General features: G+C 68.4%; 21 protein-coding genes and 2 pseudogenes. 16 read left to right on the forward strand and 7 right to left on the reverse strand.

All coding sequences use genetic code 11. The annotated features are described in order from the left end of the window. Positions 1-270: 270 nt before the first annotated feature. Positions 271-1,584 carry a nucleotide disphospho-sugar-binding domain-containing protein gene (locus tag ALI22I_RS04530; protein WP_077004286.1) on the reverse strand — a complete coding sequence of 438 codons (1,314 nt, stop codon included), beginning with the start codon at positions 1,582-1,584 and terminating at the stop codon, positions 271-273. 182 nt (positions 1,585-1,766) lie between these two features. Here ALI22I_RS04530 and ALI22I_RS04535 point away from each other — a divergent pair, with 182 nt between their 5' ends. From ALI22I_RS04535 to ALI22I_RS04555, 5 genes are read left to right on the forward strand one after another with little or no spacing between them, the layout of a single operon-like run. Next, a complete protein-coding gene (locus ALI22I_RS04535; protein ID WP_077004287.1) occupies positions 1,767-3,227 on the forward strand; it encodes an NDP-hexose 2,3-dehydratase family protein in 1,461 nt (486 codons plus the stop codon). Positions 3,228-3,270: 43 nt separating this feature from the next. Further along, complete coding sequence (rfbH, locus tag ALI22I_RS04540) at positions 3,271-4,542, forward strand: lipopolysaccharide biosynthesis protein RfbH (protein ID WP_143531958.1); 1,272 nt, start codon at positions 3,271-3,273, stop codon at positions 4,540-4,542. A gap of 31 nt (positions 4,543-4,573) precedes the next feature. Beyond that, positions 4,574-5,710 carry a DegT/DnrJ/EryC1/StrS family aminotransferase gene (locus tag ALI22I_RS04545; RefSeq protein WP_077004288.1) on the forward strand — a complete coding sequence of 379 codons (1,137 nt, stop codon included), beginning with the start codon at positions 4,574-4,576 and terminating at the stop codon, positions 5,708-5,710. A gap of 27 nt (positions 5,711-5,737) precedes the next feature. Further along, a complete protein-coding gene (locus tag ALI22I_RS04550; protein ID WP_077004289.1) occupies positions 5,738-6,478 on the forward strand; it encodes a class I SAM-dependent methyltransferase in 741 nt (246 codons plus the stop codon). A 23-nt stretch (positions 6,479-6,501) separates the two neighbouring features. Then, entirely contained in the window at positions 6,502-7,485 is a 984-nt protein-coding gene (locus tag ALI22I_RS04555) for a Gfo/Idh/MocA family protein (protein ID WP_202970656.1), read from the forward strand. Positions 7,486-7,560: 75 nt separating this feature from the next. On the opposite strand, the gene ALI22I_RS04560 is transcribed toward ALI22I_RS04555, so the two are convergent. After that, a complete protein-coding gene (locus ALI22I_RS04560; protein ID WP_077004290.1) occupies positions 7,561-8,772 on the reverse strand; it encodes a cytochrome P450 family protein in 1,212 nt (403 codons plus the stop codon). Between the two features lie 394 nt (positions 8,773-9,166). Between ALI22I_RS04560 and ALI22I_RS48575 the strand changes: the two genes are divergently transcribed. After that, positions 9,167-9,295 carry a transposase gene (locus ALI22I_RS48575; RefSeq protein WP_077004291.1) on the forward strand — a complete coding sequence of 43 codons (129 nt, stop codon included), beginning with the start codon at positions 9,167-9,169 and terminating at the stop codon, positions 9,293-9,295. Between the two features lie 583 nt (positions 9,296-9,878). Here ALI22I_RS48575 and ALI22I_RS04570 read toward each other — a convergent pair. Then, the gene (locus ALI22I_RS04570) at positions 9,879-11,768 is read right to left on the reverse strand and encodes a recombinase family protein (protein WP_077004292.1); all 1,890 of its coding nucleotides are present in this window, start codon (positions 11,766-11,768) and stop codon (positions 9,879-9,881) included. A 143-nt stretch (positions 11,769-11,911) separates the two neighbouring features. Between ALI22I_RS04570 and ALI22I_RS50390 the strand changes: the two genes are divergently transcribed. Next, entirely contained in the window at positions 11,912-12,082 is a 171-nt protein-coding gene (locus ALI22I_RS50390) for a hypothetical protein (RefSeq protein ID WP_179118089.1), read from the forward strand. 75 nt (positions 12,083-12,157) lie between these two features. Here the strand turns inward: ALI22I_RS50390 and ALI22I_RS04575 are convergent. Continuing rightward, positions 12,158-12,436, reverse strand: a pseudogene (locus ALI22I_RS04575) (DUF5713 family protein); the annotation flags it as partial. A 433-nt stretch (positions 12,437-12,869) separates the two neighbouring features. On the opposite strand from ALI22I_RS04575, the gene ALI22I_RS52005 reads away from it, so the two are divergent. Next, a complete protein-coding gene (locus ALI22I_RS52005; RefSeq protein ID WP_238598084.1) occupies positions 12,870-13,280 on the forward strand; it encodes an integrase in 411 nt (136 codons plus the stop codon). A gap of 20 nt (positions 13,281-13,300) precedes the next feature. Beyond that, complete coding sequence (locus ALI22I_RS53010) at positions 13,301-13,528, forward strand: hypothetical protein (RefSeq protein WP_238598086.1); 228 nt, start codon at positions 13,301-13,303, stop codon at positions 13,526-13,528. Between the two features lie 12 nt (positions 13,529-13,540). Here the strand turns inward: ALI22I_RS53010 and ALI22I_RS53015 are convergent, their stop codons facing one another. Then, on the reverse strand, positions 13,541-13,762 hold the full coding sequence (locus ALI22I_RS53015; RefSeq protein WP_238598097.1) for a hypothetical protein: 222 nt from the start codon (positions 13,760-13,762) through the stop codon (positions 13,541-13,543). Between ALI22I_RS53015 and ALI22I_RS53020 the strand changes: the two genes are divergently transcribed. Both ALI22I_RS53020 and ALI22I_RS47290 read left to right on the forward strand, forming a co-directional pair. Further along, on the forward strand, positions 13,655-13,969 hold the full coding sequence (locus tag ALI22I_RS53020; RefSeq protein WP_238598095.1) for a transposase: 315 nt from the start codon (positions 13,655-13,657) through the stop codon (positions 13,967-13,969). The two genes, ALI22I_RS53015 and ALI22I_RS53020, sit on opposite strands and share 108 nt — an antisense overlap. Positions 13,970-13,975: 6 nt before the next feature. Further along, positions 13,976-14,808, forward strand: a protein-coding gene (locus ALI22I_RS47290) for an IS5 family transposase (RefSeq protein WP_443216891.1) whose coding sequence is annotated in 2 segments (ribosomal slippage) — positions 13,976-14,317 and positions 14,320-14,808 — 831 coding nt in all. Because the reading frame shifts where the segments join, the coding sequence is not laid out codon by codon here. 533 nt (positions 14,809-15,341) lie between these two features. On the opposite strand, the gene ALI22I_RS04595 is transcribed toward ALI22I_RS47290, so the two are convergent. Beyond that, positions 15,342-20,519, reverse strand: coding sequence for a serine protease (locus ALI22I_RS04595; RefSeq protein WP_077004295.1), 5,178 nt, complete (start codon positions 20,517-20,519; stop codon positions 15,342-15,344). 81 nt (positions 20,520-20,600) lie between these two features. Here ALI22I_RS04595 and ALI22I_RS04600 point away from each other — a divergent pair, with 81 nt between their 5' ends. Then, positions 20,601-20,915: a CU044_2847 family protein gene (locus ALI22I_RS04600; RefSeq protein ID WP_077004296.1), complete on the forward strand. Its 315-nt coding sequence runs from the start codon at positions 20,601-20,603 to the stop codon at positions 20,913-20,915. A 152-nt stretch (positions 20,916-21,067) separates the two neighbouring features. On the opposite strand, the gene ALI22I_RS04605 is transcribed toward ALI22I_RS04600, so the two are convergent. Then, positions 21,068-22,015, reverse strand: a complete 948-nt coding sequence (locus ALI22I_RS04605) for a helix-turn-helix domain-containing protein (protein ID WP_077004297.1) — start codon at positions 22,013-22,015, stop codon at positions 21,068-21,070. A 225-nt stretch (positions 22,016-22,240) separates the two neighbouring features. Between ALI22I_RS04605 and ALI22I_RS04610 the strand changes: the two genes are divergently transcribed. The 4 genes and pseudogenes from ALI22I_RS04610 to ALI22I_RS04630 all read left to right on the forward strand — a co-directional run. Beyond that, positions 22,241-23,350 carry an alpha/beta hydrolase gene (locus ALI22I_RS04610; RefSeq protein ID WP_202970660.1) on the forward strand — a complete coding sequence of 370 codons (1,110 nt, stop codon included), beginning with the start codon at positions 22,241-22,243 and terminating at the stop codon, positions 23,348-23,350. Positions 23,351-23,948: 598 nt separating this feature from the next. Beyond that, positions 23,949-24,800 carry an SDR family oxidoreductase gene (locus tag ALI22I_RS54430; RefSeq protein WP_077004298.1) on the forward strand — a complete coding sequence of 284 codons (852 nt, stop codon included), beginning with the start codon at positions 23,949-23,951 and terminating at the stop codon, positions 24,798-24,800. A 110-nt stretch (positions 24,801-24,910) separates the two neighbouring features. Further along, on the forward strand, positions 24,911-25,063 hold the full coding sequence (locus ALI22I_RS55325) for an SDR family NAD(P)-dependent oxidoreductase (RefSeq protein WP_202970662.1): 153 nt from the start codon (positions 24,911-24,913) through the stop codon (positions 25,061-25,063). A 408-nt stretch (positions 25,064-25,471) separates the two neighbouring features. Beyond that, positions 25,472-25,978, forward strand: a pseudogene (locus ALI22I_RS04630) (aldo/keto reductase); the annotation flags it as partial. Between the last annotated feature and the right edge of the window lie 122 nt (positions 25,979-26,100).

A 26,100-nucleotide genomic window follows, 5' to 3' on the forward strand; every position in this document is an offset into this window, starting at 1 on the left:
GCTACAGACTCCGCACTCCTGCAGTTTCCCCGACGAACGCGGCCAGACCCGGAATCCGTTTCAGCGGACATACCCCACCTGATCTACGCCGAATGCGCCGAATGCGCGTCTCACAGACAAGAAGAGTTCCGAGCGGCACACCACTCCGAAGTGTACCCCTTTTGACGGAGCAGACACCGGATCGGATGGGGCTCATGCAAGAATACTGGACCACTTCGACGTACGACCACATTCACATCGGAACGAAGCAGAAGTTGATTCGTCAGGAAATCAAGGAGCTGAAAAGTCGCGCTCCTTGTCCGCTGCGAGAACCGGTCGTTCAGTGTTTTTCTCGTGCTCTGCCACCAACGCCTCCAGGCGTGGGACGATGTCGTGCGGACTGGGTGCCGCCTGGGCCTCTTGGCGGATCGTCGCCGCGTTGGCGGCGAACGACGGCTCAGTGAGCAGTCGGGCCAACTGGTCCCCGACGTGGGCCTCGGTGAGCCGTTCGCGATCAAGGACCAGACCCGCTCCCCGTGCGGCGAGCAGCTCCGCCCTGCGCGGTTCATCCCAGTAGAGCCCCGGGAGTATGAGCTGCGGTACGCCGTTGATCGCTGCGGTTTCCTGCGTCGTCGTGCCGCCGTGGTGGATGATCGCCGAACACGTCCGGAGCAGCTCGTGGAGCGGTACGTAGTCGTGAATCCGAACGTTGCCGGGAAGTGGGCCGATCTCACGTGCCTCGTCAGCGGTCAGAGTAGCGATCACCTCGACGTCGAGCCCGGCCGCGCCGCGCAGCAGGATCTTGACCGCCTTCCGCTCACTGTCGATGAACTCCTCAAGGCTGCCAGCCCCGGCGGCGATGGAACGCCGCGTCAGTCCGAGGCTGACGCAGATACGCGGTTTCGCTGGCGGTTCGTCCAGCCACCTGGGTATCACCGCCGGACCGTTGTACGGCACGAACCGGACCGGGATGTACTCCAATTCCACGGGCAACCGCATCCAGGACGGTATCTGTTCGATGGTCGCCTGCCCCACCGCGACCTCCTCGGCGAAGCCGACACCGAACCGGCCCAACGATCCGGCGAGCACATCCCGCAACCCGTCAGCCCGGTCCTTCGACAGGCGGGACCTGTGCCAGCCGACCAGGTCCATGGCGAACAGCACGCGCACGTGCGGCACGCCGAGGATGTGTGCGACCACGGGACCGGAGTACGCCGCGGCATCCCAGATGACAAGATCGGGCCGCCATTGCGTGCCGAACCACACCAGGTCCTCCAACAAACGGTCATCAATGTGAAGGAGGTGCTTTCCCTTACCCTCGAAGTAATCGCCGGAGCCCACCTGGTCGAAGAGCTCCATGCCCGGCAATCCATCGGCAGGAATTTTCCGGCCATGGGGACTATATCCTGATGTCGCAGCCGCAGCGACGACGTCCACCGGTTCACCGACGGGAACCGCGGTGAGCCCGGCATTGGTGACCATGTCGGCCGCGTCCGGACGAACAGCGACGCGGACATCGTGCCCCGCCACCCGCAAGGCCCAAGCTAACGGAACCAAGTTGTAGAAATGAGAATTCGCCGGGAGCGACGTGAACAGGACGCGCATGGATCTCTCCGAATCAGATCGTATCCGCCACCTCACTGGAGCATACGGACACCAGCGCGCCCGGCATCCCGAAAGCACTTTCGGGTGACGCTGCGACTGCCATCGGGCACGGGTAGGACGATCCCGATAGCGTCGAGTGCGTCGAGGGCCCGTACCCTGCCCGAGCTAGGAGTTCCGAGTCCATGAAAACGTCACTGCGCTCCGCTCCCCTATCGCCCAAAGTGGACGCTGTGACGCCGCGGCACATCGCCCGATCGGCCGCCTGCCGCGATGGCGGGATCACGACTCTCGACACCTTCCGGCAGTGGTTCAGCGACTTGCGGCGGCGGGACTTGACGAACGTGGTGCTCACGGCGCTGGACGACCTCCCGGGCTGGAACACCGATCCACGGACCGGCGACATCGGCCACCGCAGCGGGAAGTTCTTCACCGTCGAAGGGCTGGAGGTGCACGTTCCCGGCGCTCCCGTGGAGTCCTGGAGCCAGCCGATCATCAACCAGCCCGAGATCGGGATTCTCGGCATCCTGATCAGGGATTTCGGCGGGGTCCTGCACTTCCTCATGCAGGCCAAGACCGAGCCGGGCAACCGCAACAGTGTGCAGCTCTCACCCACGGTGCAGGCGACCCGGAGCAACTACACCCGCGTGCACGGGGGTCGGGGAACTCCGTACCTCGACTACTTCCAGAACGCCGGGCAGCACCGGGTGCTGGCGGATGTGCGGCAGTCGGAGCAGGGATCGTGGTTCCGCCACAAGCGCAATCGCAACATGATCGTCGAAGTAACCGAGGAGGTCCCGCTGCTGCCGGGCTTCCATTGGCTCACGCTCGGCCAGATCCACGATTTGTTCGCCGTCGACGACATGGTCAACATGGATGCCCGGACGGTGCTGTCCTGCCTGCCGTTCACCGGTACCGACCCTGTTGAGGTCGGCGACCACGATTTCCGGTCCGCGTTGGCCCGGTCGTGCAACGAGGACGAGGGCAGTCTGCACAGCACCAGGGATGTTCTGAACTGGATCACGGAAACCCGGATGCGCACCGCGCTGGAGGTCACCTCCGTCCCGCTCAACGGTATGCCTCGATGGATTCGCACGTCCGAGAAGATCAGCCATGAAGCCGGCCTATTCTTCGACGTGGTCGGGGTACACGTGCAGGCCTGCGGCCGTGAGGTCGGGCAGTGGTCGCAGCCGATGATCAAACCGCACGGCACGGGAGTCATCGCCTTCCTGGTGACCCGGATCGACGGCGTGCTGCACGCCCTAGTACATGCGCGCGTCGAGCCCGGCTACGTGGACTCCGTCGAGCTGGCGCCGACCGTGCAGTGCGCACCGGCGACCTACGATCACCTGCCAGGCGTTCGGCGACCCCGCTTCCTCGGCGAGGTGCTCGCAGCCCGGCGTGATCAGGTCTGGTTCGACACGACGATGTCCGAGGAGGGCGGGCGGTTCTACCACGCGCGCAACCGCTACCTGGTCGTCGAGGTGGACCTGCGGCCCGAACCTCCCGGGTTCTGCTGGATGACCGTGCGCCAGCTCGTCGAACTCATCCGTCACAGCCACTACGTCAACATCCAGGCGCGGAGCCTCGTCGCCTGCTTGCACAGCTTGCTCGTCGAAGGGACTCACCCAGGTGACTTCGCCTGAGATCGCCGGAGGAAGGCAGGCGACGACCGGTCCAAAAGAGCGAGTGCTCGCGGCGGCACGCGAGTACCACCGCGAACGCGCGCACAGTGAGTTCATCCCAGGGGTGACACCGATCCTGCCGTCCGGGGCAGTACTCAACGAGGACGACCGGGTAGCACTGGTGGACGCCGCGCTGGACCTGCGCATCGCCGCAGGGCCGAACACCCAGCGGTTCGAGAACGCGTTCGCCAGATTCTTCGGACTGCGCAAGGCGCACATGACCAACTCCGGCTCCTCGGCGAACCTGCTGGCTTTGACCGCGCTGACATCGCCACGACTCGACAACGCCCGACTGCGCCCAGGCGGCGAGGTGATCACGGCGGCGGCCGGGTTCCCGACCACCGTCAACCCCATCGTCCAGAACGGGCTCGTCCCCGTCTTCGTCGACGTGGAACTCGGCACGTACAACACCACCCCGGACCGCGTGAAGGCCGCGATCACCGACCGCACCCAGGCGATCATTCTTGCCCACACCCTGGGGAATCCCTTTGCCGCAGCCGAGATCGCCGAGATCGCCCAAGAGCGGGAGCTGTTCCTCATCGAGGACAATTGCGACGCGGTGGGGTCGACCTACCAGGGCCGGTTGACCGGCACGTTCGGTGACTTCGCCACAGTCAGCTTCTACCCGGCTCATCACATCACCAGCGGCGAGGGCGGCTGCGTGCTCACCCGTGACCTGGAACTGGCACGTGTCGTGGAATCTCTGCGGGACTGGGGTCGGGACTGCTGGTGCGAACCGGGGGTCGACAACACGTGCCGGAGGCGGTTCGACTACCAGCTCGGCAGTTTGCCGCACGGTTACGACCACAAGTACACGTTCTCCCATGTCGGATACAACCTGAAGGCGACGGATCTGCAGGGGGCGCTCGCGTTGAGTCAGCTCGGCAGGATCCGCGAGTTCGGCGAAGCCAGGCGGCGCAACTGGCGCCGCTTGCGCGAGGGATTGTCCGGGCTACCGGGCCTGCTGCTACCCGAAGCCACCACAGGCAGCGATCCGAGCTGGTTCGGCTTCCTCATCACCGTCCTGCCGGACGCTGGCTTCACCCGCGGCGAGTTGGTGCAGTTCCTGGAATCACGCCGCATCGGCACCCGGTTGTTGTTCGGCGGCAACATCACGCGCCAGCCGGCCTTCCGAGAAGTTCGGTACCGCGTGGCCGAGGAGCTGACGAACAGCGACGTCATCACCGAGCGGACGTTCTGGATCGGCGTCTACCCGGGCATCACCGACGAGATGGTCGACTACGCCGTCGAGTCGATCGTGGACTTCGTGACCTGACGTGCTGCATGACATCCCCAGGGGAAGCACAATGATCAACCTGCACCAGCCGGACCTCGGCCAGGCCGAACTCGCGGCTGTGGCCGAGGTCTTCGCCGACAGCTGGGCCGGCCATGGCCCGCGAACCCAGGCGTTCGAGGCGAAGTTCGCCGAACATCTGGGAGTCGACGCGGACCACCTGGTGTTCCTCAACTCCGCGACCGCCGCGCTGTTCCTCAGCTGCGAGCTGCTCGGTCTCACCGCGGGTGACGAGGTCGTGCTCCCGTCGAACAGCTTCGTCGCGGCGGCCAACGCCATCGTGCGCAACGGTGGCCAGCCGGTGTTCTGCGATGTCGATCCGCGCACCCTCAACCCGACTCCGGAGGATGTCGCGAAAGTCCTGACGAGGAGGACAAAAGCCGTCGTAGTGCTCCACTACGGAGGCGCTCCCGGCGAGGTTGCAGGGATCTCCGAGCTCTGCCGGGAACGCGGTGTCGTGTTGGTCGAGGACGCAGCCTGCGCCGTCAGCTCCGACGTAAACGGGCGTGCCTGCGGCACCTTCGGCGACCTGGGCGTGTGGAGCTTCGACGCCATGAAGATCCTCGTCACCGCAGACGGGGGGATGCTCTATGCCAGGAACCTCGAGCACGCACGGCGGGCGAGGCGGTTGGCCTACCACGGCCTGGAGAAGGCGAGCGGGTTCGCCGCAGCCCGGGAGTCCGCGCGCTGGTGGGAGGTCGATCTCCAGGAAACCGGTCACAGGTTCATCGGCAACGACCTGGCCGCCGCGCTCGGCACCGTGCAGCTGCGCCGGCTTCCGGACTTTGTGCACAGGCGGCGTGCCATTGCCGCGCAGTACGACCAGTTGCTGTCGGGAGTGCCGGGCGTCACCCTACCTCCCGCCCTGCCGGACGGACACGTTTCGTCCCACTACTTCTACTGGGTCAGGGTGGATGCGGAAATCCGCAACCAAGTCGCTGTGCAACTGCTGGAGCGAGGCGTTTTCACGAGCTTCCGCTATCCGCCGTTGCACAAGGTGCCGCTCTACCGCTCGAACGCAATCCTGCCCGCGACCGAACATGCCTCGCGCAGCACGCTGCTCCTGCCGCTGCACCAAGGCCTCGACGACCACGAAGTGCGCACCGTCGCCGACGAGTTCCGCAAGGCAGTCGAGTACCACCTCTCATAAGGCCATCCGGGCGAAAGGACACCTCCGGTGAGCAACGCGATCGAACGGACGGCCTCGGCCTACAGTCGCGAGCACGCCGACGTCTACGACGTGGTCCACGCCGCGCGCGGCAGGGACTGGGCCGTCGAGGCGGACAACGTCGTGCGGCTTGTGCAGGAGCGGCTTCCAGGAGCACGGTCGCTGCTCGACGTAGCGTGCGGGACAGGCGCGCACCTGGAGCGGATCCGCTTCCTGTTCCCGCACGTCGCCGGACTGGAACTGTCCGACGCGATGCGGGAGATCGCCACACGCAGGCTTCCCGGTGTGCCGATCCACCCTGGTGACATGCGCGACTTCCATCTGGACGAGCAGTTCGACGCCGTCACGTGCATGTGCTTTTCCATCGCGTACATGCAGACACCCGAGGATCTGGGTCGTGCAGCCGCGAGCATGGCGCGTCATCTCGTGCCAGGCGGAGTGGCGGTCGTCGAGCCCTGGTGGTTCTCAGAGCAGTTCCTCGACGGGTACGTCACCGGCTCGGTCGCCGAGCGCAACGGCAGCGTGATCAGTCGCCTGTCGCATTCGGTGCGAGACGGCCGCGCCACTCGCATGACCGTGCGCTACACCGTCGCGGAATCCACCGGAATTCGCGACTTCACCGAGCAGGAGATCCTCTCGCTGTTCACCGAGGACGAGTACCTCGCGGCGTTCGAGCAGGCCGGAATCCGGGCTGAGCACCTGCCTGGCGGACCCAACGGGCGCGGCCTGTTCCTCGGTGTGCGGGACTGACAGCGGGAATCCCGGAAAGCGTCGTGCCCCGGCTGCGGATCGGTGTCCTCGGATGCGCCGACATCGCGCTCCGACGCATCCTGCCGAACCTCGTGCACCTGGACTCGGCGACGCTGGTGGCCGTCAGCAGCCGCCACGCGGACAAGGCCGTAGAGGCGGCATCCCAGTTCGACTGCGCGGCCGTTACCGGTTACGAGGCGCTGCTGGCACGCGACGACATCGACGCCGTCTACATCCCACTCCCACCGGCGATGCACCACCGCTGGATCGTCGAATCACTCACCGCAGGCAAGCACGTCCTGGCGGAAAAACCGCTGTGCGTCACTGCGGCGGAGACGACGGAGGTGGTGGAACTCGCCCGCCGCCACGATCTCGTGCTGGCGGAGAACTTCATGTTTCTGAACCACTCCCAGCACGAGACCGTCCGGAGCTTGGTGCGCGACGGAGTGATCGGCCACGTGCGGTCCTTTTCCAGCGCCTTCGGTATCCCGCCGGTGAACCCGTTGTCGTTTCGCTACTCCCGGAACCTCGGCGGTGGGGCTCTGTTGGACGTGGGCGTGTACCCGCTGCGAGCAGCCCAACTGCACTTCCCTGGCGAGTTCCGAGTCGTCGGAGCCTGCCGCCGGGTGGACGAACGCATCGGAGTGGACGTCGCCGGAGGCGCCCTGTTGTCCGATGCGGATGGTGTCACCGTGCATCTGGAATTCGGGTTCGAGCATGCCTACCGAACGGACTACACGCTGTGGGGAAGCGCGGGGTGCATCAGCGTGCTGAGGGCGTTCACCCCGCCGGAGCACCACCGCCCGACAGTCCGCATCGAAGAGCAGGACCGAGTCACCGAGCTGTCGCTGCCACCGGACAACCAAGTCCGCAACACACTACGCGCGTTCATCGATGCGGCCCTCGGCAGGAAAGAAGCACCATGCGGCGCGTCGATGGTCCGGCACGCCACCCTCGTGGATGATGTTCGCAGGGCAGCCGCCGCGCACGCCGCAGCATATGGATGAGAACGGCTGCAGCCGAAGCCCCGAAAGGGCGCACGGTACTGACCGAGCCGACCGGACGGAACGGCGAAAGCAGGGTCACGGCCCGAGTCGGACTGGGAGCGTCTCCAGCGCGCGAATGGACGTGCTGAAGCGCCACCGGAATTCCTCCGCAGGACGAGTCAACGCCATGTTCGGGAACCGTTCGATCAATTCGCGCAGCGCGATCTGCACCTCCATACGGGCGAGCCGAGCACCCACGCACGCGTGGATTCCGTTGCCGAAGGCCAGATGCTGCGGTTCGCGGGTGATATCGAAGCGATCCGGGTCCGGGTAGCGGTTCGGGTCGCGGTGCGCCGAGCTCACCGCCAGCCAGACCTCCTCCCCTGTCGGGATCTCGACCCCGCCGACCGTCACAGGCTCCTTGGTGTGCCTGAGCACCGCGTGGACATCGGGACCTTCGAACCGAAGGATCTCCTCCACTGCCGAGGACACCAGGCTCGGGTTCGCTCGCAGCGCCGCCCACTGGTCAGGGTGCTGCAACAGCGTGAAAACCCCGTTGCCGACGACGTTCACTGTGGTCTCGAAGCCCGCCACCAACAACACGAACAGCGTCGACACGAGTTCGTTCTCGTCGAGCCGGTCGGTGCCGTCACGCACCTGGATGAGCCAACTGGACAGGTCGTCCGCAGGGGCCCTGCGCTTGCTCGCGATCACCTCGCTCAAGTAGTCAGCGATCTGGTAAGCGGCCTTGCCAGTACTCTCCTCGTCGTTGCTGAAGTACAGGGCGCCGATCCACGCGCGGAGGTCGTCGCAATGCGAGTCGTCGAGTCCGAGCACCTCGCAGAGCACCTGGGCCACGAATGGGTAAGCGAACGCGTCCAACACGTCCACCTCGGGCTTCTCGGCGATCCTGTCGAGGAGCCTCGAGGTGATCACATCGACACGCGAACGCAGAAGCTCGACCCGGCGTGGGGTGAATGCCCAGGTCACCAGCTTGCGCAAGCGCGTGTGCGCCGGCGGATCCAAAGTCAGCATGGTCTCGGCGAGGACCTTCGGATAGGAGCGCTCGAAAGCATCGAGCGACACGCTTTCAAGAGTCTCCTCACGCCGGAAGTCCTTGCTCAGCCGGGAGTCGGCGAACGCTGCACGCGCGTCCGCGTAACGGGTGACCACCCATACCTGCTCGCCAGATGCGGTACGCATGCGCTGGACGGGGGTGGCTTCCCGGATCTCCGCGTACCTGCTGTGCAGGTCCTGCACGAAGTCCTCATCGAAAGTGGGCGTGGTGCGGGCGCTCGACAGTGTCATCGCAACCTCGGGTAATCGTCGGCGGTCGGTCCTGCTACCCGAGTAAACCCCGCTGATCTCCGTCTGTCCCGCCCCGTGCGCCTTTCGGGTCGCTCGATAACCCGAAAGATAGGCTGTGCCGCTCGAAAGTCATCGCTGCTGGTCAAGCGACATGTCTGTACTCGTTGATGAGTCCGCCCAGGATTCGGGTGCGTAGCAGTCTGTGGGTGTCGAGGTCGTGTACGGCGGTGGGGTGCTGTTGGGCCTCGGGTGGTATTGGTCGCGGGCTTGGTTGGGCCGGTGTCGGTTGTAGTGGTCTTCGTAGATCTTGACTTGCCGTGTGATCCTCCCCTGGTTGTACGGAGTCGGGTTACTGGATGATCACTCGTCTCAGTAGCCCGGAGGACAGCCCACGATGCCCAAGCGGTACCCACCCGAGTTCCGGCGCAAGGTGCTCGACCTGGTCGCGTCCGGCCGCCGTGTCGCGCAGGTCTCGGCGGATCTCGACATCAGCGACCAGACAATCCTCATCTGGCGCCGCTAGGAACTCGTCGACACCGGGCAACTGCCCGGGACGAGGGGCCGGTCGGTCCAACTCGCGTCCTCGGGTGTCCACGTCCGGCTATCACGACCGGTGGGCCGCGCGCCCTCGTCGCGGGCGATCCGCATGTCTGCAAGCAGAGAACACACCGAAGCCCCATCCACGCTCCGGCAAGCCTCCGACACCGCCGTAGATGAGTTCGCGGGCGACCTTCACGAGGCTGCGTCCGGCAATTCGCCGGGCGAGGATCCACCGCACGTGCGGCACCACACCAGGACGGGCGCGAACTTCTGCAGTCGGTGCCCCGCCGTGCGTACGCCCGAATCTGCTAACAGCCTGCGTTGACGAGCCGACAGCCATAGGTCGGCCCGGCGGCTTACTGCGGATTTCAGTGTCCGGATTAGACGCTGTCGATTGAAGACCTTGGCCGACGTCTTACAGTGAGGTCACCGCCCATTGTGGACGGTGTGACACTGAAGATCGTCTGTGCTACGTTCTACGTGTGACACGTCCCCACGGCGGACGGGGAACACACAAGATCATCGTCGTCTCGGACACATAATTTGCCCCACGATGTAATTCCAGGTCAGCTGGAAGCTTCGTGGGGCTTTGTGTTTCCCGACGTCGCTCCGAGCCTACCTGTTGGTCGCTGCTCGTGGGGTGTCTGCCGGCATGAGGGCAGGAGCAGTGGGCGGCGTCCGGCCCTTCGTGCCACCTGTCGACGGCGGTCGTGGCGGAGTTCGCCTGACGGTGGGTGTTCGTCTCGCCCCGCCCGGGATGCGTCCCGCGAACGGGTGGCGCCGATGGTGGGGCGGAGCACGGCCTGCCGGTGCCGCCGCTGTGGCACTGAAGGGCGCTTGGGACGGGCCGGTGGCCGGAGAGGCTGGCGCGCGGGGCGGGTTCCACGAGCCGGTGCGTCGACCTGGCCCGCAGGCGTGTCGGGTTGGTCGGCCTCCGAGGCGGTTGCGTAGCTCAGGGCCAGCAGGAGTTGTCCACCTGCCTCTCCACGGTCTTCGCTTCCGGGCAGGTCGTGGACAGGCTGCGGCGTAGGGCGTCTGCGTGGTGTGCGCGCTCGTGGGGTGGTGCCGCGGTCGAGGAGCGTGACGCCGGTGGCGTCGCAGCGGAAGACGAGCCCGAGGTCGTCGACCAGTCGTGCGGCCTGTTCGGGGCCGGGATTGTCGGCGATGCCCGCGGTGGTGAGGTGTGCGGCGATGCGGGCCAGCAGGTGGTCCTCGCGCAGGTAGAGGTTGCCCGGCGCGCCCTCCGGTCGGGTGCGGGCGCTGCTGTGGCCGTGACGGCACCGGTAGGCAGCACGGCCGTGAGAGCGGTGCGAGTCCATCCTCCGCCCACACAACCCACACTGGAGCCTGCCCGCCAAGAGGTAGACGTACTCGCCGCCATCAGCGTCGGCCCGGCGGGCACTCTGTCTGGCGGCCTGGACGGTCTGGGCGGTGACGAAGTCCTGTTCGGACACCAGCGGTGTGTGGACGATGCAGGTCGAGATCGCCCACGCGTGCTGCTCGTTGCGGACGCTGGTCCGGCGCCCGCTCGGCGAGCGGGTGGCGCGGTCGGCGCTGGTGCAGTTCCACACCTGGCGGCCGGTGTAGCGGGGATTGCCCAGGACCTCCACCACCGTGCGCAGCGACCAACCGGAATCGACCCGATGCCCGTCACGCTCCGCGTCCGCACCCGACGGGCTGGGCACGGCCTGCTCGTTGAGATGGCGGGCGATGCCCGCGGCACTGTGCCCGGCCAGACGTAAGGAGAAGATCAGCTTCACCACTGGCGCCGCGGCCGGGTTCGGCACGAGCCGCTGCTGCCGCACCCCGCGCCGCGCCAACGCCCGATTCGGATGCGGCCCCGCGTCGACCAGACGGTAGCCGTAGGGCGGTCTACCGCCGAGGTAGCGGCCCTGCTCGACGGTCTGCATCCGCATGGCGGTGACGACCCGGTGCCGGGAACGCAGCACCTCCGTCTGCGAGCGCATCGCGAGCAACGCCAGCAACGCCTCGTGCGCGGGATTGCCGAACTCCACCGGCCCTTCGGCCTCGGGCAGCCACAGCTGCACCCCGTACCGCTCCAACACCGCCCGTAACTCCCGCACCTGGGCGGTGTCGAGGAACGCGCGCTCGTACTCGCCCACCACCACCGCGTCGACCCGGTCCGCGTTCGCCGCGAGGTAGCGCAGCATCGCCGCGGCCCGAGGCCGCAGATGCCAGGGCACCTGCCGGGAACACCCAGCCTCGAAGTACTCCCCCACGATCCTGCCGTGCCCTCCGGTGAGCCTGCGGGAAACATCCAGCTGCCACGCCCGAGAGGTACGCGGGTCCTGGTGCTCGCGGGTGGAAGCGCGACCGTAGAACAAGAACCGCAGACTCCCGACAGGAGCGGCATCCATCGCCAGGATGCCCGGCGGGATGGCGGCGGCGATCCACTCAGCAAGCGTGTTGGGGCGCGGCGGGGCGAACACCGTCATGGCGCGGTCCTTGACTCGGGACGGGGTGTTGGATGCCGAAGTGACGAGGCATCCACGCCGCGATGACGAGGGATTCCGGAGATACGCCCGGATGGACTAGTCACGCGGAACGACGATCGGCATCCAAGAACGGACGATCGGTAATGCTCAGCAATCTTCGCAAGACTGCTGTTGTGACCGTCGCGGCGGGCGCCGTCGCCGCTCTCGTCGCCGCCCCGGCGCATGCCTCGGTGGCATCGGCCCAGTTGCGGTTCTGCAACAACAAGACCTGGACCGAGTGGGCGGACCTGTCAGCCGAGGCGGACGGCGTCTGAACACCGCCTGGCCGTTGGGCGAATCGCTTACCCGCTCCAGCCGCCGGCGGTCCGGGACGAGGCGCCGTCGGTCGCTCACCAGTCGCGGGTGGTGATCATTTTCTCCACGTCCGCGTCCGTGAACCCGTAGGCCGAGGCGACGAACCCGAACTCCTCGGCGATCGCCTCCCGCGCGACCGTCTCGATTTCACTTCCGGCTGCATCGAACTCCGCTTGGAGCAGGTTGAACTCCTCCGTCGCGGCCTGGGTCAGCACATACAGGGCCGCCGTATCCGACGGCTCCTCGGCCTCGATCCGCTCGCACAGCCGCAACAGGATCGCCCGGCCCTTGTCGACGACGTGATCGGGGAAGTACGAGTCCGCGTACCGGTAGTTTGTTAAGGCGGGATGTAAAGATTCAGTGTATGTCCATTAGCGACGGTGTCGAGCAAGGTCTGCAACTCCGCGGGCGGGGGCCTGTCTGACCACGCTCGCCAGTAGCGCTGAAGCAATCTCCAGGGGGCCAGCCAGCCACGGACTCGCCGTAGAGCGCGTGGCCAGGACGGGCGCAGGATCGTTCTGTCCGCTGTGGACTCCGCGGTGGATCCCCCTCTCTCCCCGGTCCGGTCGTGTGGCCGGGACCGGCCGCTGCCCCACAGGGTCCGGTGCCACCGGTGCCGGATCGGCGAACCAGGTGTTCCAGCAGAAGGCGAACGCACAATTGACCTGTGGGGTGCCAGAACTCTGCATTGGGGCGCTGAGCTGCGGCGGTCATGCATCATGGACGGTAGGGGCATGATCGTGAGGCGTGGCGTTACGACTGCTGTACCTGATCTTCGTTCGACTCGTCGGCCGGCTGGTTCTGCTCGGCCGGTCATCGGCGGCCAAGGACGTGGAGTTGCTGGTGTTGCGCCACGAGGTCGCCGTGCTGCGCCGGACCAACCCTCGCCCGCGGTTGGACCGGGCCGATCGCGCGGTGCTCGCCGCGTTGGTGCGACGCCTACCCGACCGGTTACGGCGACACCGGTCGGTGACGCCGGGCACCGTCCTGCGATGGCACCGACACCTCATCGCGAAGAAGCGGACCTACCCGAACCGCACCGGCCGACCGCCGATCGACGACACCCTCGTGGCGTTGATCGAGCGGATGGTCCAGGAGAACGCCGGGTGGGCCACCGCCGAATCCAAGGCGAACTGCTCAAACTCGGCCACCGAGTAGCCGCCTCAACCGTCCGCCGCGTGCTCAAGCGCCTGCGGGTACCACCCGCGCCCCAGCGCGACACCGACACCTCGTGGCGACGATTCCTACACACCCAGGCCGCGAGCATGTCGACCTGCGACTTCTTCCACGTCGACTGCACGGTCACCCTCAAACGGGTTCACGTGTTCTTCGTGATCGAAGTCGCCACCCGCCACGTCCACATCCTCGGCACCACCACCAACCCCGCCGGAGCCTGGACCACCTGACAAGCCCGCAACCTACTCATGGACCTCGGCGACCGCACCGACGACTTCCGGTTCCTCATCCGAGACCGGGCCGGCCAGTTCACCGCCTCGTTCGACGCGGTCCTCGCCGACGCCGGCATCCAGGTCGTGAAGATCCCACCACGGTGTCCGCGAGCCAACCGCTACCCCGAACGGTTCGCAGGCACCGCCAGACGCGAAGCCACCGACCGACTGCTCATCCTCAACGAACACCACCTGAGAACAGTGCTCGACCACTACGCGGCCCACTACAACCACCGCCGACCCCACCGGGCGTTACAGCTCGCACCACCCGATCGCAGGGCCGGACCGCACGTCGACACGCCGCCGACCCATCCTCGGCGGCCTGATCAACAAGTACGAACCCGCAGCCGCTTAGACCGCATCTCATTTGGGCGTGTTCCAGGCAGGCGATATCGTTGATCAACGATGAGCGATGTGGAGAAGAGGTGCCCGGAGCCGTTGTGGCTGCTGGTGCGCCCGCTGTTGCCGGATGCGCCGCAACGCCACCAGGGCGGAGGTCGACGCCGGCTGGACGACCGCGCGGTACTGGCCGCGATCCTGTACGTGCTGCAGACCGGCTGCGCCTGGTCGGCGCTGCCGACCTCGTTCGGAATCAGCCGCCCCACCGCGCACCGCCGGTTCACCGAGTGGGTCGAGGCGGAGGTCTTCACCCGACTGCACCGGACGCTGCTGGACCTGCTGGGCACCGCCGGGGCGATCGACTGGTCACGCGCGTCGGTGGACAGCATGCACGTCCGCGCGGTCAAAGGGGGGACCTGACCGGGCCCAGTCCGGTGGACCAGGGCAAGCCAGGCTCGAAGATCCACGCGATGAGCGAGCGGGGCGGTATTCCGCTGACGGTGGTCGTCTCCGCGGCCAACCGCAACGACCACCTGGAGTTGGAGCCCGTGGTCGACGCCGTCGGGCCGGTCAGGGGACCGGTCGGGCGGCCTCGTCGTCGGCCGCGCAAGCTGCACGCGGACAAGGGCTATGACTACCCGGTCTGCCGGAAAGGGCCGCGTCGGCGGGGCGCCGTCGCCCGGATCGCCCGCCGGGGCATCGAGTCGGCCAGGCGATTGGGTCGCCACCGGTACGTCATCGAACGGACCCTGGAGTGGGTTTCCCGGTTCCGGCGGCTGGCGCGCCGCTACGAACGCAAGGCCGCCCACTTCACGGCATTCGCCCAGCTCGCCTGCGCGGTGATCTGCTATCGCCGAGCTACCAAGCTGGATCTGCTGACGCACAACAACCCCAAATGAGATGCGGTCTTAACACAGGTCAGAGGCAGAATCCCTACTTCTGGCACCCCACAGCCGCGGTACACGACCTCGACACCCGCAGACCGCTGCGCACCCGCATCCTGGGCGGACTCATCAACGAGTACAGACATGCCGGTTGACCAGCAGCGATGACTTTTCGAGCGGCACAGGTGCAGCGCCTTGCTTCCGAGCATCTCCAGCGGTGATACGTCGTCTGTGCTGTACAGCAGCGTCTGCATGCATAGTTCGAGAGACGCCAGTGCCCACGTTGCTGGCTCGGCCAGGTCGAAAAGCATCGGCCCGGTCTGTCTGTGGAGGACGTCTCCACGCTCGAAGACGTTGAGTTGGTCGCCTCTGGCGTCGGCGTGGATCTCGTGGTTGGCCCAGCTGTAGTGGCCGCGCAGGTGGGCGACCTTGACCAGCTTCTCCAGTTGGGCGAAGTTCGGGCGCCGCAGTCCGCCCACGCCGGAGGCCCAGCCGTAGGACTCCTTGTAGTCGGTGCCGAACCTGGCGGGCGGGTCGCGGGAGGTCGCTCAGTCCCACCACGTGCCGACTTTGGTCAACGCCGAGGCGAACGCCTTCAACGCCGCCGGCCGGGGCACGCCCGAGGGTGTTCCCATAGCCGCGAGGGCCGCCACCTCGTGGACCTGCACGGGGCGCGGGTGCACGGAGACGGTCCGGAGGGCGTCCCTCCACGTCGGGTGGACGGTGTCGAAGTCGATGGCCTCCGGCCACGTCGCGAACGCCTTCGCCAGGCCGGCCAGAGCGGTGCGTCGCGGCGTGGGCGACCACATGTCCACGATGGCCCTCAGCACCCTCGGGACGAGTTCGGGGACCGGCCTCGGGGTGTGGGCGATCTTCTCGACGGCCGCGTCCCGGTCGCGGGCGTCGGTCGGTGTCGTGGCGAGGTCGAGCGCTTCGGCGAGGAGGTCGCGCCGCCGCGCGGCAGGGGCGCGGAGGGCCAGCGACAACAGCAGCGGGACCGCCACGGCGGCGGGCAACTCCCGGACGAACGAGTGCAGGTCGACGATCACCTCGTCCTCGGTCGGCGTCACCCTACTGGTGAGCAGTTTCGCCAGCACGGTCTCGCGCTCGACCGGGTCGGCCTCGTGGAGCGCCTCGACGACCAGCTCCCAGAGGTGGCGGCGGTCGGTGCGTTGCCGCCCGATCATGCCCGCGAGCGCCGCCACCCGGTCCGCCGGGTCGTCGATCGACCGGATCGCGTCCTCCAGCAGGGGCAGGTCGTCGGACCTCACCGTGCCGATCACCTTCAGCAGCACGACGCCGCGCCGCTCGCGGTACTCGGGGGACCGCGCGGCGAGGTGGCGGACAAGCTCCGCTGCCACCCTCGGCCGCCACTCGCGCGGTCCCCAGCGGTACAGGTCGCGCAACCCGTCGAGGTGCGTCGCGACCCGTCGGATCACCCGCGTCGCCAGCCGGTCGCGGCCGGCCGGCGGCGTGCGGGCGAGGACGTGGTGCAACGCGTCGAACGGGATCTCCTTCACCGGATGGGCCAGCGCCGCTTCCAGCAGCCGGGCCGTGAGATCGGCCGGGTACACCCCCTCGACCGCGTTGTGGAGCAGGAACTTCGCATGGCAGTCCAGCCCTCGTGCGTGCTCGACGACCGCCGGGCGGAGGTCCTCCGGCACCTCCGGCGCCAGGCTGAGCAAGCTGTTCACCGACAGGTCCTCCGTCAGCACGACCGGGAGCAGGCGGCGGCGCGCCTCGGAGGGCAGCCGGCCGAACTCGTGCGCGATCGCCGACGGGAGCGAGAAGCTGTCGGCCCGGAAGTCGTAGAAGCGCAGGAAGGGGCGACGGTGGTGTGGCGGCGGGAGCGATCGCGCCTTGCCGACGGCCGCCACGACCTGCTCCGGGGGGAGGTGGCGGATCAGCGCCAGCCACGGCGTCGCGTCCGTGGCGTGCTCCTCCACCAACGAGGTCAGGTCGGCGACGATGTCCTCCGGCAGCCCGGTCGGCAGTGCGGTGAACAGCGCCGTCACCGGGTTGTACTCGTTCGGCCGGAAGACGCGGAGCAAGCTGCGGACCGCGGTGTGCTTGGACTCCTCGCACGACAGCAGCGGCAGGATTCCGCGGAACTTGTTGGCACGGTCCCACTCGTCCGGTAGTTCGCCCACTGTCGTGAACAACGCGTCGTCCAACTCCTTGCCGATCCGGTCCTTCGCGCGCGAGTCCGTGAGGGACCGGAGGACGGCGAGCCGGGCCTCCACGTCGTCGATCGACAGGGCCTCCGCGAGCGCGCGGCGCAGGCACTCCTCCTGCCGGTCCGCGGGCGCGATGTCGGCCACGACCTGGTACGCGGAGACGCGCGTCGCGACGGGTTCGATGGCCGCGCAGACCTCCAGCGCCGGGTCCACCACGGCCGGGTCCAGGCCGGCGCCGATCTTCTTCAGCACCGCCAACGTCTCCGGCTCGGGCAGGAAGTGCCGGCACAGGTCCACGTAGGCCGCTTGCGGTGCGGCCCGGTCGCCGTCGGGCAGGCGTTCGATGGTGTACGCCAGGGCGGCGAGCCGGTCGCGGACGTCGCTGGCGGTCTCCGCGGACCGGAGGGCTTCGCGCAGCAGGTCGCTCCGGGCGGCGCCCGTGTGGCAGCGGGCCAGGAGGGTCAGCACGTGGGCGCGGTCCTCGTGGTCCAACAACTGGGTCTCGTGCAGGACCTCGGCGACCGCCTCGGGCGAAGCCCCGACACCGTCGAACGCGAGCAGGTGTGCCGCGACCCGGGTACGACGGGACGAGTTCTCGACGGACCGCGACAACCGCAGCGCCTGGGCCCGCGCACCCGGTGACAGCGACTCGACCCAGTGGGGCACCAAGGGCTTCGCGCCCAACACCGCGTGCATCCGCGCGAGGAGGACCGGGTCCGTGGACTCGTGGTCCTCCGCGACCCACCGACGGGCCTTGATCAACAGGCTCGCCGCCGCGCGCTGGTCGCCCATCGTGGCCAGCGCTTCCAACGCCCGGCCCCGGTAGTGGAGGCGGTGGTTCGCGAGCGGCACCAGGACGCGGGCGGCGTCGTCGTGGTCGCGGGGCACGGCGTCCGCGATCGGCGAGGCGAGGTCCAGCACGCGGTCGGGATCGGGCGCGTGAGCGGCGAGCGCGCACAGGGCCTTCACCGCATCGACCCGGTTCGGCAGGAGGGCCGCCAGCGAGATCGCCCGTGCCATCGCCTCGTCGGTGAGGAACTCCGCGCACAGGAGCAGGCCGCGCCCGCGTTCCCGATCGTCGGCCACGGCGGTGAGGTCCGACAGCACGGCCTCGGCGAGGTGCGCGCGCTCGGCCCCGGGCAGGCGGGAGCCGACCGCCGCGAGCGCCCAGGCCCGCGACTGCGGCTCCGGCAACGACTCCGCGAGGGCCCGCGCCCGCAGCAGCGAGGGTCCGCTCAGCAGCGGGACGAGGTGCGTGATCACGTAGGCGCGGGACTGCGGGCGGCGCAACGTGGCCGCGATGGCCAGGCACTCGTCCAACCACGCCGCCGGCAGCACGGGCGCGAGCGCGACCACGGCGTCCGCCCGGCGGAACTCCTCGGTCATCCGACGGCAGATCGCCAGCGCCTGCGCCGCCGTCAGCACGCCCTCCCGGACCGCGTCGCCCAGCAGCTCCGGCGGCACCTTGTTGCTGCGGGCCGCGACGCTGCCGCGGGCCAACGCGCCGACGAACATGGTCTCCACGGCCCGTTCGCGCTTGGCCTCGCTTCCGCGGCCCACCTCCACCTCGGCCCGCCGCCAGGCGCGTTCGCAGTCGTTGAGGAAACCGGCGTCGGTGCCATCGATCGCGTGCCAGGCGTCCAACCACGCGGTGTCCAGCAACGCGAACAGGTCCTCGCTCGGCGCGTGCGCGGCCTCCAGGTGGGCGCCGTGGAAGTTCAGGACGTAGGTGGACACCGACGCCGGCTCGCGCGTCCCGGCCCGCAGCTGTGCGAGCGTCCGCCGGCCGTAGTCGAGGAACCGCGAGGTCCACTTCTCCCGCTCGCGCCGCCCCATCATCTCGTGGAAGAACATCGCGAACCGTGGGTGGGAGAACACGAACCCCTGCCGCACGCCGTCGCCGATGACGAACCGCTCGACGTCCTTGAGCAGCCAGGTCAGCGCGAAGCCGGTCGGCGCGTCGGGGTTCAGCTCGGCCAGGTCGTCCACGGTCAGCGGCCCGAGCGCGGAGGCGAGGGCGTCGAGGAAGTCCTGGAGGTCGCGCTGCCGCTCGGCCGGCTGGTGGCCACGTGCCCGCCACACCCGTTCCAGCTCCCGCCGCCACCGGTCGAAGTAGCCGCGCATGCCCTTGTCGATCGACGGCAGCTCCTCGGCGGTCAGCCCGGTGGCGTCGCCGCCGCGCTCGCGCAACTCGTCCACGTAGAGCCGAACCAGCAGCGGGTCGCCCTCGCTGAGGCGGTGCAGCTCGCCGACGAGGTCCACCCGGGTCACCAGGTGCGCCAGCGGGTTGCCCATCGCCAGCAGCACGTCGCTGACCCCGGCCTGGTCGAGCGGCGGCAGCGCGACGCTGTCGGCCAGGGCTGGGCTCGACCAGTTCAACCGGGTGCGCCAGCCGGTCTCGTCGGTGTCGCCGGCGACGAACCGCGCCGAGACCAGCACTCGGACCCCAGGCGGCGGGTTGGCGGGGAACAGGTGCGCGCCGGGCTCCCAGTCCGTCGCCTCGTCCAACCCGTCGAGCACGACCAGCAGCGGCTTGTCCCCGCGGGGTGTGCGCCGGAGGTGGGTGGTGATCTCGGCCTGCCACTGCTCCGCCGTGCGCTCGGCGGTCGTGACGGCGTCGCCGTGGTAGTCGGCCAGGCGGGCGGCCAGGGCGGGCAGGGAGACGCCGGCCTGCGCGGTGCCGAAGCGCAGGCTGATCGGGACGAACACGACGTGCGCGAGCCCGAGGGTGGACACGTGTGCCGCCCACCGGGACAGCAGCGCCGACTTGCCCCGGCCGGCTTCGGCGGTGACCAGCGCGTAGGGCGCGGCGTCGGCGTCGGTCAGCCACGCGGTGAGCTTGGCCAGCTGCGGACCGCGCCCGCCGAACGGCACCGGTTCGCCCGTGCGCCCCAGGTACTCGACGAGGAAGTTCTCGATCCACGCGGCGTAGTCGGCGCCGAGCCCAGCCAGGCCCTCCAGAAGGCGGGGGATGACCTCCGCGCCCGGCGCGAGGCCGAACCGGTCCACCACGTACTGGATCGGCACCGCGTACAGGACGTTGGACGCCTCCGCCTGGCCGCGCCCCTGCCGGTGCGGCACCTGCTCGACCAGGACGCCGACCACCCCGCCCGCCGGCCCGTCCACGACCACGGCGCTGCCCGAGTAGCCCCGGTAGCTGCCCAGCACCTGATCGACCCGCAGTTGCAGCAGCTCGACCGGCGTGCCGCCGCGGTTGACCACCGTGCGCGCCAAGTCCGTGACGGTCCCGGTGAGCCGCGGGTCGTTGCCCAGCGGTTGCGCGGTGACGCGCCAGGACGCGCCCGCCCGGGCCTGGGCGACGACGAACGCCCCGTCCAGCGGGGTGTCGAGGAACAGGACGGCGACGTCGTGCTCCGGGTCGCGCTCGATCCGGGCGACGTGCGCCTGCGCGCCGCGCCGGGGCTGGAACACGACGTCCGCCGGGTCCGCGTCGCGCACGACGTGGTCGGCGGTGACGACCGCGGTGGGCGCGATCGCGAAGCCGCTGCCCACCATCCGCCCGCCGGCCTGCACCCGACCGTCGCTCATCTGCCAAGATTACGACCCGCGCCCGGCGGCGGCAGGGGGCCCGGCGATGTATTCCCCGTTGATGCACAAGGGAGTTCGGCGATGGCGGAGTTGGACGACGAGCCGGTGCTGGTCCAGGTCGTGGACGTGCAGGCCGGGCGGGAGATCGCGTGGGGCTCGAACGCCGCCGCCCGGCTCGGCGACCGGGTGGACGAGATCCGCAAGGCGATCGTTGCGGGCACGCGCGCGGTGTCGGCGGGGTTGTCCGACCTGTCGGTCGCGGAGGAGTGGGAGGTCGGCGAGGTGTCGGCGACCTTCGGCATTACATTGACCGCCGAGGCCGGGGTGCTGCTGTCGCGCGCCGGGGCGGAGGCGACCTTCGAGGTGTCCGTGACCTTCCAGCGCAGCGAGGGCTGACCCGTCTGCGCTTGCCGGACATGAGGGCCGGCCCCGCCCGCTGCTGGAGCCGCAGCGTCAGCCAACACCAACCCGCACGCACTCCCATGCTTGATGAGCGGATGTGTCTGCGTAGCGCATCGCATCCGGCGCGCGCAGCCGGCGCTTGTCCCTCAGTCGGCCTCGGGCGACGGCACGACGTGCTCCGCGTCCCTGACGGAGCGGGGTAGCCCGAGGTTGTCGCCGGTCGCGGCCCAGCTGGCCAGCAGGCGCAGGGCGTCCTGCGTGGGCGATCCGGGCTCGGCGGTGTAGGTGAGAAGGCTCTGGCCGGTGTCGGCGGGCAGGGCCAAGGACTCGAAGGCCAGGTCGAGGTCGCCGACGACGGGATGGTGGACGAGCTTCACACCGCTGGTGTGGATACGGACGTTGTGCGCGGCCCAGCGCCGGCGGAACTCCTCGCTGCGGGTGGAGAGCTGCCCGATCAGGTCCGAGAGGTCCCGGTCGTGAGGATCGCGGCCGGCTTCGGCGCGCAGCAGGGCGACGGTGTCGCTGGCGGCCTTGTCGTAGTCGCGGAAGAACTCGGTCGCGTACGGGTCGAGGAAGACGAACCTGGCGGTGTTAGCCGGTCGAGCGGGGTCGGCGTAGACCGGCGAGTACAGCGCTACCCCGAGGTCGTTGGCGGCCAGGACGTCGAGTCGGCCGTTGACCACGAAGGCAGCTGCGCCGGTCATGGTGTCGAGGAGGCGCTGGACGGTGGGCCGGACCCGCTGACGGGCGGGGCGTTGCCGTGGCGGGCGGGTGCTGCCCGCGGTGCGGAGCAGGTCCTCAAGGTGCGCTCGCTCAGCCTCGTCGAGCTGCAGGGCGTGCGCAAGGCCGTCGATCACGCTGTCGGAGACACCGGTTGCATTGCCGCGCTCGAGCTTGGTCATGTACTCCGGGGAGATCCCGGCCAGGCTTGCGACCTCGGAGCGGCGCAGCCCGGGCACCCGGCGGCGGTCTCCGCCATACACGGGCAGCCCGGCCTGCTCGGGACTGATCCGGGCCCGGCGGGTGGTGAGGAACTCGCGGATCTGGGCGCGGACGTCGCCTCGCACGTCGCGATGGTCGTTCCTCTCTGCCATGCCTCGACTCTACGGGCGGTTCGGGCGGCCTGGGGGTCTCTGTCGGTACCCCTCTCGCAGGGTCTCCCGCCAACCGGTCACGGCTGATTCCGTAATAGACGCCACCGGCGACGACGCGGTGGCCCTACAGGCAGAACCCCATCCCACCCAGACCAGCGATTCAGGAGTTGCACGATGGCAAACAGGCTGCCCCGCAGCACACGGACATTGTCGACCAGGAGGGGTTTGGTCCTTGGTGTCGCCCTGACGAGTCTTGCGACCCCCATCGCATTCGCCAGCAGCGAGAGTTCCGGTTCGGGCACTTCGGTTGCCAATGCGGGCGCCGCCACAAATGCCAATGCGGGCGCTACCGCAAACCAGGCGACGATCACCAGCCTGGCGGACTTCGAAAGGACGGTCCGCGAAGACCGCAGCATCACGCGCAAGGCGGTCACGTTCAAGAACGGGGAACTCGACATGGCCGGCGTGCAGTTCGCGCCGGCCAGGATGAAGCCGGGCAAGAAGTACCCGGCGGTCGTCGTCGTGCATCCGGCCGGCGGAATCAAGGAACAGACCGCAAGTCTTTACGCTTATCGACTGGCGCAGCAGGGTTACATCGCGCTGGCCTATGATGCGTCCCATCAGGGGCAGAGCGAGGGGCAGCCACGTCTGCTCGAAGACCCCGCGAAGCGGGTGGAAGACGTACGCGGCGCGGTCGACTACCTCACTACGCTTCCCGCTGTTGACCGTGAGAAGATCGCAGCTCTCGGCATTTGCGCCAGCGGCGGATACGCGATCAACGCCACGATGACCGACCACCGCGTCAAGGCTGTCGCCGGCGTGGCCGCGTTCAATTACGGTGATGGTCTCCGTCTGGGCTGGCGGGGAGCGGGAACCGCGGAGGAGTTGCGCGCCGGTCTTGAGGATGTCGCTCAGGAGCGCACAGCAGTGGCCAACGGCGCTCAGCCCACGATGCTTCCGTACGTGCCCGACTCGGTCGAGGGTGTCACCGAGCCCGACATGGTGGAAGCCAGCGAGTACTACAGGCAAGCGGACAGGTGGCGGCATGAGAACTCGCCGAACCGTTTCCTGAAGAGCAGCACGGACAAGATCTACGCGTTCGACGCCTTCGACGGTATCGAGACCTTGCTGACACAGCCGCTTCTGTTGATCGCCGGTAGCGAGGCCGGCTCGAAGTGGCACAGCGATCGGGCGTACAAGGAGGCGACGAGCGAAAAGGAACTCTTCGTCGTCCCGGGCGGTACTCACATGAGCATGTACGACAAGGACGTGAACAAGGCGATGCCCAAGCTGCTGGAGTTCTTCGGCAAGCAGCTCAAGCACTCCGCAAACTGACCTCGGTCAACGGAACACCGGCGAGACGATTTCGGTCGTGTTCACCGGTGTTCCGTCGAGGTGTTCCGTGAACCGTCCCGGTGATCTCGATCTGTGGAAAGTTCGGGGACGGGTCGTTCACTTCGCGACTGGCACCCAAGGAAGCCGCCAGCCCGGGCCTCCGACGAGATGATCGCCAGCCACTTTTCCAGGATTCGTTCCGAGGCTGCTCAAGCGTGGCGAAGGTCCGTGCGGGAATTCGTTCCGGGGTGCCCGTGAGGGAGGCTGCAGACCTGGCTTTGGAGTGGCTTTGGAGAGGTTTCAGCACCAGCGCGGCGCGGCCAGGCACCCTCACGAACTGACCAAGCCGACGCCCATCGCGGTTCTGGCCGAGGCGCTGCGCTACTCCCCTCCACCGTCGAGTGTCGCGCCGTCGACGCTGCCACTGCCTACACCCGGTACGTCGGGCGGGTGTCGGGGGTTCCTGTTGGTACCCCTCTCGCAGGGTCTCCCATCTGCCGGACGCGACTGGTTCCGTAGTGGTGCCGCGCCGATGAGGCGGTGGCCCTACAGGCAGAACCCCATCCCATCCAGTACCAGACAGAGGAACAGCACTGCCATGAGCGAGAAGAAGGTTTGGTTCATCACCGGCGCCGGTCGAGGCCTCGGTGTCGACGTCGCCAAGGCGGCCCTGGCTGCCGGCCACGCGGTGGTTGCCACCGCCCGCAACGCCGAGTCCGTCACCCGGGCGATCGGTGAGCGCGACGACCTGCTGGCCGTCGACCTCGACGTCACCGACCCCGCCTCCGCCCAGGTCGCCGTCGCGGCAGGCGTCGAGCGGTTCGGCCGGCTCGACGTGGTGGTCAACAACGCCGGCAACTTCCAGGCCGGGTTCTTCGAGGAGATGACGCCCGAGGCGTTCCGCTCCCAGATCGAGACCACCCTGTTCGGGCCGGTCAACGTCACCCGCGCCGCGCTGCCGCAGCTGCGCGCCCAGCGCTCCGGTCTGGTGATCACGATCTCCTCCACCGCGGGCATTGCCTCCCCGGTGGAGTTCACGACCGCTTACGCGGCGTCCAAGTTCGGTGTCGAGGGCTGGATGGAGGCGTTGACGCCGGAGGTCGCGCCGTTCGGCATCAAGACGATGCTGGTCGAGCCCGGCTTCTTCCGCACCGAGCTCCTCAGCCCGCAGTCCACGCAGTACGCCGAGTCCTCGATCGCGGATTACGCGGAGCGCACGGAGCAGACCATCGAGGCCTGGCGGGGCATGGACGGCAAGCAGGGCGGCGACCCCGCCAAGCTCGCTGACGCCCTCGTCGAGCTCGCTGCCCTCGAACAGCCCCCAGCGCGCTTCGCCGCCGGCGCCGACGCCGTGGCCACCTTCGAACAGAAGGCCAACGCCCTCCTCGCCCAGGCCGAAGCCCACCGCGAGCTGTCCACCAGCCTCGCCCACGCCGACGCCGACACCTGAACCCATCTCGCACCCCTGAAAGGGAAGACAGCAGCCCATGACTTCGAAACTGACCGGAACCGTCGCCCTCGCCACCGAGATCGAGCAGACGGGCGGCTCCGCGCTGGGCCGTGCAGGCTGACATCACCGACCGCACGCAGGCCGGGACAGCGGTCCAGCAGAGCATCGAGCGATTCGGCCGCCTCGGCATCCTGGTCGACAACGCCGGCCTGATGCTCTTGGTCCGGTCGTCGGCGCGGACCCCGACGAGTGGGACAGCATGATCGCCATCAACGCCCGAGGACTGCTCTACACCACCCACGCGGCCCTGCCGCACCTGCTCAAGGCAGCCGAGGACGGCCCTCGTCAGGTCGCCGACATCGTCAACATCAGCTCCATCGCGGCCGCGTGGCGGGAAAGGGATGAAGCGCTCCGGCACATCAGAGCCTCCACCACAACCGGCGCGCTTCATCGATCACCAAGCACAACGACCACCACGCCGCCGCCGCGGTCGGCAGCCGGCCCACACCCCTCAGGAAACCGCCGTATCCATCACCGCCGAGATCGTCGCCCACGCCAACAGGGGCACCGGCCTGCCTCTGTCCCGCCGCACCGGCCCCATCCACCGGCCTGCCGCACACAGCGCCACATGAGATCGCCCGGAAACGGAAACCGAAGAACGGAGTTCTCTGATGCAGCACGTCTGCCAGGGTGGGCTGAACGTCTCCCGGATCGGCCTGGGCGCCATGGGGATGTCCGACTACTACTCCGGTGCGCGCACCGACGACACGGAGTCGATCCGCGCCATCCACCGGGCACTGGACCTGGGCGTCACACATCTCGACACCGCCGAGATCTACGGACCCTTCGCCAATGAAGAGCTGGTCGGCCGGGCCCTCCGAGGCCGCCGCGACCAGGTCGTGCTGGCGACGAAGTTCGGCCTGTTCGCGCACTCCGGCGGCGGACCCTACGTCCTCGACAGCAGCCCGGCGAACGTCCGCACCGCCGTCGAAGGCTCGCTGAAGCGGCTCGGCACCGACCACATCGACCTGTACTACCAACACCGGGTCGACCCCGACACCCCGATCGAGGAGACCGTCGGCACCCTGGCCGAACTGGTCGCCGAGGGCAAGATCCGCCATATCGGCCTCTCCGATGCCGGGGCCCGGACGATTCGCCGCGCCCACGCCGTCCACCCTCATCGACACCGTGCTCGGTAGACGTCTGTACGCACTGGTGTTCCTCGAACACGGGACCCGGCGCCTGCACATCACCGGCGTCACCGCCCGCCCGACACAGGCCTGGACAGTGCAACAGGCCA

It is taken from the genome of Saccharothrix sp. ALI-22-I, assembly GCF_001984175.1.
GTDB lineage: Bacteria > Actinomycetota > Actinomycetes > Mycobacteriales > Pseudonocardiaceae > Actinosynnema.